This window comes from Uliginosibacterium sediminicola (assembly GCF_039631295.1).
GTDB lineage: Bacteria > Pseudomonadota > Gammaproteobacteria > Burkholderiales > Rhodocyclaceae > Viridibacterium > Viridibacterium sediminicola.
On the sequence record NZ_JBDIVE010000014.1, the window covers coordinates 58749 to 68894 of the forward strand.

The following is a 10146-nucleotide window of genomic DNA, read 5'->3' on the forward strand; positions in this document are numbered from 1 at the left end:
ACGCAGTGCAGCTTGCATGCTTGATTGCGGTCGCGAACAATCTGGCCAGGCCGTTTAACGGCTGCTGTGCATGCAAGCGCAATGCACGATAAAACTACATATCAGGAGACAACATGTACAACAAGCTTCTGCTCGGGCTCTGCCTGGGCGCTGTGATGGCTTCAGCATCTGCGACCAGCACCATCTCCGGCACCAAGGATTATGCCGGCGCGACCATCGGCACATCGTGCGATGGCCAGTCCGAATCGCAGCAACCCGTGTTTATTCTCAACGATGGTGCAACGCTCAAGAACGTCCACATCAAGAAGGGTGGCGGTGCCGATGGCGTGCATTGCAAGGGCAGCTGTACCTTGGAAAACGTGGTCTGGGATGGTGTCTGTGAGGACGCAGCCACCATGTTGGGCGGTTCCGGCAAAACCATGAAAGTGGTCGGTGGTTCGGCCACCAAGGCGGATGACAAGGTCTTCCAGCACAACGGCAAGGGCAGCACCATCAACCTCAGCGGTTTCCAGACCTATGATCGCATCCAGCGTTTGTGGGCTTCGTGTGGCGATTGCTCCAGCAACGGCGGTCCGCGCTACCTGGTCGCCAACAACGTCACCATCAATGGCAAGGTCGTCAAGCCGGATGGTGTGACCGAAGGCTACGTTCTGCGTCTCAACTACAACTATGGCGACAAGGCCACGGTGCGCAATTTGAAGATCAAAGGCTATACGCTGGGCCATCCCAAGGTCTGCGTGCAAGCCATCGGCGTGCAGCCGGGCGAGGCGCAGGTCAACAAGGGCGAGTTCTGGAATACCGCGTACTGCGACATCTCCAAGAGCGACGTCAAGGCGTTCTGATGCGTCTTTAGCCTTGTCTGCGCGAGCTGGGCCGCCGCCCGGTAGCGCACTGTTCAGGCTTGTGAATCCCCGGTTTGCCGGGGATTTTTGTTTTTGCGTCGCGCCAGTAACTGCCGTGCAAGAAACAGCACCACAATCAGGTTGATCAGCAGCACAGCCGCATTGATCAGCGAGGGTCGCTGCCACAGGTGTTCCAGCTCCAGCGGCACGTAGACAGCGCCTGACAGCGCGGCCAGCCACTCGGCCCAGGCCTTGTCGAACCACAGTCCGTAAGCCTCCGCCGCCCGCAGGCCGATGTAGCCGGCAGCCAGCCACATCAACGCATGCACATTGGCACCGGGCAGCAGGTCGGCGTAATGCAGGATGATCGAGGAATAGTGTCCGTCCGGGCTCAGGTGAAAGCGCCCGATCAGGGCCTCGGCCAGGTGGCGCAAGTCGTGGTGTAGCAGGTCGACCACGCCGATGATCGCCACCAGGGCCGCCAGGCCCTTGAGTGCTTCAAAGATCGCAATCGCGCGCAAGCTGCGGCGCACAGCGGTGGGATGGCTGCTGGGGGCGTGAGGGCTGTCGTTCATCCGTGCAGTCTGAAGGATTCGGGGCCACCGCGTGGTGGGGAATTGTTTCGATGTTTGTGAGCGGCTCGACGTGATGGCGGCACAAAAAACAAAGGCCCTCGCCGGGCCTTTGTCTGTCGTACTGCCGCTGAAGTTCTTGCTTACTTCAGCACGGCTGTAATCGCATCGGCCACATAGTCGATGTTCTTGGTGTTCAGCGCCGCCACGCAGATGCGGCCGGTGCCAACCGCGTAGACGCCGAAATCGGTCTTGAGCTTTTCAACTTGCTCGACGGTGAGGCCCGTGTAGCTGAACATGCCGCGTTGCTTGATGACGAAGCTGAAGTCTTGCGCCACGCCGCGTGCGGCGAGCTTCTCGACCAGGGACTTGCGCATCTCGCGGATGCGCAGGCGCATGCCGGCCAGTTCGTCTTCCCATTGCTGGCGCAGCTCGGGCGAGCTGAGCACGGCGGCAACGACGGCGCCACCATGGGTCGGCGGGTTGGAGTAGTTGGTGCGCACGACGCGCTTGACTTGCGACATCACGCGGCCGGCTTCTTCCTTGCTCGAGGCGACGATGGTCAGCGCGCCAACGCGTTCGCCGTACAGCGAGAAGGACTTCGAGAACGAACTGGAGACGAGGAATTGCAGGCCCGAGGCAGCGAACAGGTCGAGCGCCACGGCGTCTTCCTTGATGCCGTCAGCAAAGCCCTGGTAGGCCATGTCGAGGAAGCCGATCAGGTTGCGCTCGCGGATCACGGCGACGACCTGTTCCCACTGCGCGGCGGTGATGTCGGCGCCGGTCGGGTTGTGGCAGCAGGCGTGCAGCACGACGATGCTTTGCGCCGGCATCTGGCGCAGATCGGCGAGCATGCCTTCGAAGTTCACACCACGCGTGGCGGCATCGTAGTAGGCGTAGTTGCTGACCGGGAAGCCGGCGGATTCGAACAGCGCGCGGTGATTTTCCCAGCTCGGGTCGGAGATATAGACCGTGGCATTGGGCAGCAGGCGCTTGAGGTAGTCGGCGCCAACCTTCAGCGCGCCGGTGCCACCGAGGGCTTCGATGGTGATGGTCTGGCCATTGGCCAGCAGGGCCGAATCCTTGCCGAAGAGCAGGGCAGCGACCGCGTTGTTGTAAGCGGCTGCGCCTTCGATCGGCTGGTAGCCACGTGCCGGGGCCGCTTCGATGCGCGTTTTTTCGGCGGCTTTGACTGCGCCGAGCAGGGGAATCTTGCCTTCGTCGGTGAAGTACACGCCCACGCCCAAGTTGACCTTGGTCGCACGGGTATCTGCGTTGAATGCTTCGTTGAGGCCCAGGATCGGGTCACGCGGTGCCATTTCGACGGCGGCAAAGATAGACGAACTCATGAGTGCTCCAGCTGAGGAAATAAACCCCGGCGGGTGTCGCACCGGGGTGGGAAATACGGAATAATCAACGGCTCAGCCAGCAATTTGTTGACAGCAATGTCAGCCGGCGAAACCTCAGATAACTTAATATTTTAGCATGTCAGACGACGCAGTTCGACCCACTGTAGTGAGGTTTGATGGCAGCCCGTTCCGCCTGCATCAGCCCTTTCCACCCGCAGGCGACCAGCCGGCGGCCATTGCGCAGCTGCTCGAAGGCATCAACGACGGCCTGATGTTTCAGACCTTGCTGGGGGTCACGGGTTCCGGCAAAACCTACACCATGGCCAATGTCATCGCCCGCTCGGGGCGGCCGGCCATCGTGCTGGCGCCGAACAAGACCCTGGCCGCGCAGCTGTATTCCGAGTTCCGCGAGTTCTTTCCCGAGAACGCGGTCGAGTATTTCGTCTCCTACTACGACTATTACCAGCCTGAGGCCTATGTGCCCTCGCGCGATCTGTTCATCGAGAAGGATTCGGCGATCAACGAGCACATCGAGCAGATGCGCCTGTCCGCCACCAAAAGTCTGCTGGAGCGGCGCGATGTGGTGATCGTGGCCACCGTCTCGTGCATCTACGGTATCGGTGACCCGACGGACTACCACAGCATGATCCTGCACGTCAGCGAGGGTGAGAAGATCGGCCAGCGCGACATACTGCAGCGCCTGGTGGCGATGCAGTACGACCGCAATGATGTGGAGTTCCAGCGTGGTTGCTTCCGCGTGCGCGGCGACGTGATCGACATCTTCCCGGCGGAAAACGCCGAGCTTGCGGTGCGCATCGAGATGTTCGATGACGAGATCGAGCACATCACCTTGTTCGACCCGCTCACCGGCCACATGAAGCAGAAGCTTGGCCGCTTCACGGTGTTCCCGTCGAGTCACTACGTCACGCCGCGCGCGACGGTGATGAAGGCGGTGGAGAACATCAAGGCCGAGCTGCGCGAGCGCATCGAGTACTACCACAAGGGTGGCAAGCTGGTGGAAGCGCAGCGCATTGAGCAGCGCACCCGCTTCGACCTCGAAATGCTCACCGAGCTAGGGTTCTGCAAGGGCATCGAAAACTATTCGCGCCATCTCTCGGGGCGTGCACCGGGCGATCCGCCGCCGACGCTGATCGACTATATGCCATCCGGGTCTCTGATGTTCGTCGATGAATCGCACGTGGCGATTCCGCAAGTCGGTGCGATGTTCAAGGGCGACCAGGCGCGCAAGCTCAACCTCATCGAATACGGCTTCCGCCTGCCTTCGGCGGCTGACAACCGGCCGCTCAAGTTTGATGAGTTCGAGCGCCTGATGCCGCAAACCGTGTTCGTGTCGGCGACGCCCTCCAAGTACGAAGAAGAGCATCAAGGCCAGGTCGTCGAGCAGGTTGTGCGCCCGACCGGTCTGGTCGATCCGGTGGTCGAAGTACGCCCGGCGATCACCCAGGTTGACGACGTGCTGACCGAAATCCGCAAGCGCGTGGTGGTGAATGAGCGCGTGCTGATCACCGTGCTCACCAAGCGCATGGCCGAGGATCTGACCGATTACCTCACCGAGAACGGCATCAAGGTGCGCTACCTGCACAGCGACATCGACACCGTGGAACGCGTGGAAATCCTGCGTGATCTGCGCCTGGGCGAATTCGATGTGCTGGTCGGCATCAACCTGCTGCGTGAGGGCATCGACTTGCCCGAAGTTTCACTAGTGGCGATTCTCGATGCCGACAAGGAAGGCTTCCTGCGCTCGGTGCGCTCGTTGATCCAGACCATCGGCCGCGCAGCACGCCACCTCAATGGCACGGCGATTCTGTATGCGGATCGGATGACCGATTCGATGCGCGCCGCCATCGGCGAAACCGAGCGTCGTCGCAACAAACAGATCGCCTTCAACGAAGCCAACGGCATCACGCCGAAGTCGGTGAACAAGCGTATCAAGGACATCATCGACGGCGTCTACCAGTCCGACGCTGACAAGGCCAGCCACTACGTCACCGAGCCTGGCGTCGACTACGCCAAGATGGACGAAAAAGCGCTGGCGCGTGCAATCAAGAAGCTCGAAAAGGAAATGGCCGAGCACGCACGCAATCTCGAATTCGAAAAAGCCGCCGCCGCCCGCGACGAGCTCTTCAAGCTGCGCCAGCGCGTGTTTGGTGCGGATCATCACTAGGAGTGGGGAGTGGGGAGTGGGGCGTGGGGCGCACCGTTTTTCGGCGTGTTGCGCTACGCTCTCCTGTCAGCGAGCGTTGAAAAGTTTCGCGGGCAGCTGTGCCCGGATGTTTTCCCCTCACCACTCGCTTCTCGCTCCTTCCCCCTCACTGCGACTACACCATGAAACGTGTTCTCTTCGTCTGCACCGGTAATATCTGTCGCTCGCCGACCGCTGATGGCATAGCGCGTCAGCTGGCCGCGCAGCGCGGGCTGCAGGATGTCTTTGAATTCGACTCGGCCGGCACCCACGCCTATCACACCGGCGAAGCGCCCGACCCGCGCGCCCAGCTGGCGGCGCGCAAGCGTGGTTACGAGCTCTCCGCCTTGCGTGCACGGCCGGTGGTGCCGCAGGATTTCGAAGACTTCGACCTGATCCTCGCCATGGACCGCGGCCATCTCACCTGGCTCAAGCGCGAGAGCCCACGCGAGCACCACCACAAGATCCACCTCTTCCTCAGCTTCGCCGAAGGCATCCAGGCTGAAGACGTGCCTGATCCTTACTACGGCGGGCGCGAGGGCTTCGAACACGTGCTCGACCTCTGCGAGGCCGCACTGCAAGGACTGCTCGCCCAGCGCGACTGAGGCGGCGAGTGGCGACTTTCGATCAAGTCGCTGCTGTCCGGCTGTGCAAGACTGCTGTTTGTTCAAGGGGGCGTGCGATGACCAATCCCGTTTTGCAGGCAAGCGAGCCCCCCGCATGGCGCTGACCAAGGCTGCCTTCACCAGTCGGCGACGCAGCCTGGCCCGCGTGCTCGACTACATCGGCAAGCATCTCGATGAAGAGCTGCGGCTTGATGATCTGGTCGACCTCGCCTGCCTCTCACGCGCCTATTTCCTGCGTTTCTATACCGACAAGATTGGCGAGTCGCCCATGGCCAGCGTGCGGCGTTTGCGCTTGTATCGTGCGCGTGATGAGGTGCGTGCCGGCAAGCGTAGCTTGCTCAGTATTGCGGCTGATGCGGGCTATGGCTCCAATGCGGCGTTTACCCACGCCTTTGTGCGCACGTTCGGCTGCGCACCCTCGCAGCTGCCGGATCTGGCCCCTGCCGCGCCCATGCCGCTGCGCCTCGAATATCTGCCGTCGCTGCAGTTTCTTGCCGCGCCCTATGCCGGTTGCAAGCGCGAAGCCTGGCAGGCACGTGCCGAGCTGGATGCGTCTCTGGCCGTGGCTGGCGTACGTCACTGGCGCGTGTGGCATCAGCTTGATCGTGACCAGCCTTTTGCCCGCCACGGTGATGCGCAGCTTGATCTCAAATTCCTCGCCTTGCCCTTCGAGCAGCTCAAGCACGCGCCCTCTGCAGCGGCCCGGCAGAATCCGCTGCTGTCCTGTTTCGAGAGCCCCATCGCGCGTCCGCTGCCGGGCTTCCCCTACATGCCTGCGCGCCTTGCCGGGCTTGACCACGTGCAGCATGCGGGTGGCTGGCATGCGGTGCTGAGCGTACGCGGCAGCGCCTTGCCGCACAGTCTGCCGCAGCTGTATGCGCGCATCGAGAATGAACTGGGCTGCCGTCCTGGTGATGGTCCCATCATCCGCCGCGAGGTCAAGGTGCAGGGCTATACCGTCGCGCAAGAACAGCATTCAGAATTGCTGGTGCCGGTTTCGCGCTGAGCAATCTGTACCTTCGGGCGAGTAGTCACTCCTGATCAAGTCGCATGGCATTTGCTCGGTAAGATCAGGGCTCTGATCACTTCGCCCAGGTGCTTCGCATGCCGATTACCGACATCACCCGTTTCGTCGCCCTCGAACGCAATCTCGCCAGTTCTGGCCAGCCCAATGAAGCGCAGTTCCTGGAGCTGGCGGCAGCCGGCTTTCAGGTCGTCATCAATCTTGCCCTGCATGACGATCCGCGTTATTCCTTGAAGGATGAGCCGGCGGCTGTGGCAGCGGCCGGCATGCGCTATGTGCATATCCCGGTGCAGTTCAGCGCGCCGACGCTAGCCGATCTGCAGCGCTTTTGCGCCGCGATGAATGAAGCGGGCGAGGCCAAAGTCCTCGTGCATTGCGCGCACAACAAGCGCGTGCCGGTGTTCATCGCGCTCTATCGCATCCGCGAGCAGGGCTGGGCCAAGGATGCCGCGCTGCTGGCGATGCGCGCAGTATGGGTGCCGGACGCCCAGTGGTCGGCCTTCATCGCGCAGGCGCTGGCAGCATGAGCGCGGCCGATTTCCGTCTGCGCAAGGTGCCGCGCAGCATCGCTTTCTTTCTCGGTGAAGACCGCCGCGCCTACTTGCTGCATCTGTCGATCTTTCTCGCCGGGCAGAGCTATGAATTGCTGCCGCCGCTGTTGATCGGCCTGATGGTCAACTTCCTGCTTGATTACCGCAGCGGACAAAGCCTGTGGCCGCTGGCGGGGATCATTCTGTTCCTCGCCGTATCGAGCGCCATCAATGCCGTGCTGCGCCTGCGCAGTCGCCGCCGCCTCGGGCAGTACGTCGTCAATGCCCGCTCGCGGGCGCGCATGTGGGGTTTTGCGCGCCTGCTCGACCAGTCACTCGCCTGGCACCAGCGCGAGGGCACCGGCAACAAGGCGCAGCGCGTGCTCACCGGCTCTGACGCGGTGGGCGAGTGGGTTGGCGTGCATAACGATCTGGTGCCGCCTCTGGTGGCGTTTGCCGGCATTGCGATTGCCTGTGCCATCCTGCATCCGCTGACGATCCTGTTCTTCGTCGCCTTTGTCGCCGGGCTGTTGCTGATCGAGCTGCATTTCGATCGCAAGGTCGCGGCGCTGAGCCAGCGTGTCAACGCGGCCAACGAGCAATCGAGCGGCACCTTTGTAGAAGTCACCGCCAATGTGCTGGCCGTCAAGGCGCTGGGCGCAGCAGCCGGCATGAACGCGCAACTGGCCACGCGCGAGGCGGCTTCGCGCAATCTCGCCCATGAACGCGTGCGCTTGCGCACCAGCAAGTGGATGTGGTTCCAGGTGCATTCGAGCATCGCGCTGGCCTTGTTCCTCGCCGGCGTTTCGGCCGCCGTCTTGCAGGGGGCGCTGAGCGTCGGCATGGTCCTCACCTACACGCAGTACTTCGCCGGCCTGCGCTCGGCCACCACGACGCTGGCTGACCGTTTCCAGGTGCTGGCCGAGCGCTTCGTCGACCTCTCGCGCCTGATGCCCTTGTTCGACGACACGCATTGCTTTGTTGATGGCAATCGCGACTTTCCCGCTGACTGGCAAAGCCTCAGCTTGCAGCAGGTGAGCTATCGCCACGACAGCGCGCGTGAGGACAGCGGCCTCGTCGACGCCAGCTTCAGCATCCGCCGCGGCGAGCATGTTGGCGTAGCGGGGCGCTCCGGCTCGGGCAAGTCCACCCTGCTGCGCCTGCTGCTCGGCCTGCATCGCCCGCAAGCGGGCAAGATCCTCGTCGATGCGCTAGACAGCCTCGACATCCGCCACGCCTCGCTCACCGAGCAGGTTGCGGTGGTATTGCAAGAGACCGAGCTGTTCAATCTCTCACTGCGCGACAATGTCTGCGTCATGCGCGAAGTGCCCGGCGCGGTGTTCGACGCCGCCTGTCATGTCGCCTGTCTCGACGAACTCATCGCCCGCTTGCCGCAAGGCCTCGACACGCCGCTCGGCGAACGCGGCTACGCCTTGTCGGGCGGCGAACGCCAGCGCATCGGCATCGCCCGTGCCCTGTGCCGCCCGTTCAGCTTGTTGCTGCTCGATGAAGCGACTTCTGCGCTGGATGTAGAAACCGAAGCGCAAGTGCTGCAGCGCCTGCGCGCGCACCTGGCCAAAGACGTCACCATCATCAGCGTCGCCCACCGTCCTGCTGCGCTCGCTCAATTGGATCGTGTGCTGGTGTTCGAAGCGGGGCGGGTGGTGGAGCGTGAGGGCTGATTAGGGTTTGCGGCTGATTCTTCACCGCAAAGGCGCGAAGGAAACGCAAAGGGCCGCAAAGGTAAAGGCACGGCTTGTGTAAAGGCCTTCACCGCAGAGACGCGGAGAATGCAGAGTAGAGCAGGGCGGTGGGTTTCTCCCCTCTCCCGCACGCGGGAGAGGGTGGCGCGTAGCGCCGGGAGAGGGCTAGGTTCAATCTTCGCCCAATGTCTGTTCGATCCGAGTGCGTCGTAGGTGTGTATCGAGGGTGGAAATCGTGCGTCTTTACACCGAGTCAGATGCGATGCTGATATCCAAAGCCCTCCCTTTCCTTCCTTGGCTTCGCGCTTCGCAGAAGCTTAGTCTCAAGTTTCACCGCGCACTACAGTTCTGTAGTCATTTACTATGCGCAAGCCGTAAGAGATCTTCAGTCTGTATTCGACGGTAATTTATGAAAAGGATGGCGGCAAAATGTACAACCTCTTCGTAGTGTATGGAAGTAACGACATATGGGAAAAAACGGGTAGATATTCGTTAGAGCGCAGCAGGTTTCTTGAATATACAGAAGACGAAATTTCAGCTAAGTTTGGTGGAGATCTTTCATCTTCTCAAATACAAGCGCTTATTAGCTTGCCTTGTTTGTTTATGTACGAAAACTTTGATGGAGATACTCAAACAGGTAGATTGACCTCCATCAGTATGAACGGACGCACTATCGAAGTTTCCTATCAACTAGATGATCTACCACCGATTTCGATAAACGACATCCAAGATTTTGGCAAGAGGATTGGTCTACAGAGATGGGAGCTTACGAGAACACATTGGGCTATCAAGGATATTGATCTTTATGCGCAGCTTAGAGCTATGGGGGCGAGAGATACTGTTGACATTACTAGTGGGTTAGAAACGTCGGCTGTGCAGAGTTTGCCAGAGGCGGCATTGCCAGACGCTAAGCCTATTGCCTCGGTGAGCGAGTTTGTCCATGAGGTGCTAAAACTGGAGGGCGATGGGAAGGAGGTTTTTTATCGTGGTCACGCTGACCGCGTAAAATACAAATTGGCGCCGACGTTGTTCCGTCCAGAAAAAGGAGGTGAGCCGAAGTATCTTCTCGTTGAGCATCAGTTGTATCGTGAATTGTTGATCTCGAACTCCAAGGACTTTCGGGATGATGCTACGACTTTAGATAGACTAGTTCGAATGCAACATTTCGGCCTTCCGACAAGGCTTTTGGATATTACTTCTAATCCACTCATCGCACTCTATGAATCGCCCCGGGTTTTCTAGACAGTCCCGAGCCTCATGAAGTACTGCTTTTCGTAGTCTACCGGAGACATGCCAT

At 60.7% G+C, this 10146-nt stretch carries 9 protein-coding genes; 7 read left to right on the forward strand and 2 right to left on the reverse strand.

The window, feature by feature from the left end:
* Nucleotides 1-113: 113 nt before the first annotated feature.
* On the forward strand, nucleotides 114-842 hold the full coding sequence (locus ABDB84_RS18685) for a pectate lyase (protein WP_345921293.1): 729 nt from the start codon (nucleotides 114-116) through the stop codon (nucleotides 840-842).
* A 53-nt stretch (nucleotides 843-895) separates the two neighbouring features.
* On the opposite strand, the gene ABDB84_RS18690 is transcribed toward ABDB84_RS18685, so the two are convergent.
* On the reverse strand, nucleotides 896-1417 hold the full coding sequence (locus tag ABDB84_RS18690) for a DUF2127 domain-containing protein (RefSeq protein ID WP_345921294.1): 522 nt from the start codon (nucleotides 1415-1417) through the stop codon (nucleotides 896-898).
* Nucleotides 1418-1557: 140 nt separating this feature from the next.
* Nucleotides 1558-2763 (reverse strand): amino acid aminotransferase, encoded by a 1206-nt coding sequence (locus tag ABDB84_RS18695; protein ID WP_345921295.1) that lies wholly within the window; start codon nucleotides 2761-2763, stop codon nucleotides 1558-1560.
* Nucleotides 2764-2899: 136 nt separating this feature from the next.
* Here ABDB84_RS18695 and uvrB point away from each other — a divergent pair, with 136 nt between their 5' ends.
* The 6 genes from uvrB to ABDB84_RS18725 all read left to right on the forward strand — a co-directional run bounded on the left by uvrB (nucleotide 2900) and on the right by ABDB84_RS18725 (nucleotide 10091).
* Nucleotides 2900-4948 (forward strand): excinuclease ABC subunit UvrB, encoded by a 2049-nt coding sequence (uvrB, locus tag ABDB84_RS18700; protein WP_345921296.1) that lies wholly within the window; start codon nucleotides 2900-2902, stop codon nucleotides 4946-4948.
* Nucleotides 4949-5109: 161 nt separating this feature from the next.
* Complete coding sequence (locus tag ABDB84_RS18705) at nucleotides 5110-5571, forward strand: low molecular weight protein-tyrosine-phosphatase (protein ID WP_345921297.1); 462 nt, start codon at nucleotides 5110-5112, stop codon at nucleotides 5569-5571.
* 115 nt (nucleotides 5572-5686) lie between these two features.
* Nucleotides 5687-6598 (forward strand): helix-turn-helix domain-containing protein, encoded by a 912-nt coding sequence (locus tag ABDB84_RS18710; RefSeq protein WP_345921298.1) that lies wholly within the window; start codon nucleotides 5687-5689, stop codon nucleotides 6596-6598.
* 98 nt (nucleotides 6599-6696) lie between these two features.
* On the forward strand, nucleotides 6697-7143 hold the full coding sequence (locus ABDB84_RS18715; protein WP_345921299.1) for a protein tyrosine phosphatase family protein: 447 nt from the start codon (nucleotides 6697-6699) through the stop codon (nucleotides 7141-7143).
* Nucleotides 7140-8828, forward strand: a complete 1689-nt coding sequence (locus tag ABDB84_RS18720; protein WP_345921300.1) for an ABC transporter ATP-binding protein — start codon at nucleotides 7140-7142, stop codon at nucleotides 8826-8828. Before ABDB84_RS18715 ends, ABDB84_RS18720 begins: the two co-directional genes overlap by 4 nt.
* 450 nt (nucleotides 8829-9278) lie before the next feature.
* Nucleotides 9279-10091, forward strand: a complete 813-nt coding sequence (locus ABDB84_RS18725; RefSeq protein WP_345921301.1) for an FRG domain-containing protein — start codon at nucleotides 9279-9281, stop codon at nucleotides 10089-10091.
* Nucleotides 10092-10146 lie beyond the last annotated feature (55 nt).

Bases quoted from the DNA above. Each gene is read 5' to 3' on its own strand.
- ABDB84_RS18685 (WP_345921293.1), top strand. From the start codon at position 114: ATGTACAACAAGCTTCTGCTCGGGCTCTGCCTGGGCGCTGTGATGGCT.
- ABDB84_RS18690 (WP_345921294.1), bottom strand. From the start codon at position 1,417: ATGAACGACAGCCCTCACGCCCCCAGCAGCCATCCCACCGCTGTGCGC.
- ABDB84_RS18695 (WP_345921295.1), bottom strand. From the start codon at position 2,763: ATGAGTTCGTCTATCTTTGCCGCCGTCGAAATGGCACCGCGTGACCCG.
- uvrB (WP_345921296.1), top strand. From the start codon at position 2,900: ATGTCAGACGACGCAGTTCGACCCACTGTAGTGAGGTTTGATGGCAGC.
- ABDB84_RS18705 (WP_345921297.1), top strand. From the start codon at position 5,110: ATGAAACGTGTTCTCTTCGTCTGCACCGGTAATATCTGTCGCTCGCCG.
- ABDB84_RS18710 (WP_345921298.1), top strand. From the start codon at position 5,687: ATGGCGCTGACCAAGGCTGCCTTCACCAGTCGGCGACGCAGCCTGGCC.
- ABDB84_RS18715 (WP_345921299.1), top strand. From the start codon at position 6,697: ATGCCGATTACCGACATCACCCGTTTCGTCGCCCTCGAACGCAATCTC.
- ABDB84_RS18720 (WP_345921300.1), top strand. From the start codon at position 7,140: ATGAGCGCGGCCGATTTCCGTCTGCGCAAGGTGCCGCGCAGCATCGCT.
- ABDB84_RS18725 (WP_345921301.1), top strand. From the start codon at position 9,279: ATGTACAACCTCTTCGTAGTGTATGGAAGTAACGACATATGGGAAAAA.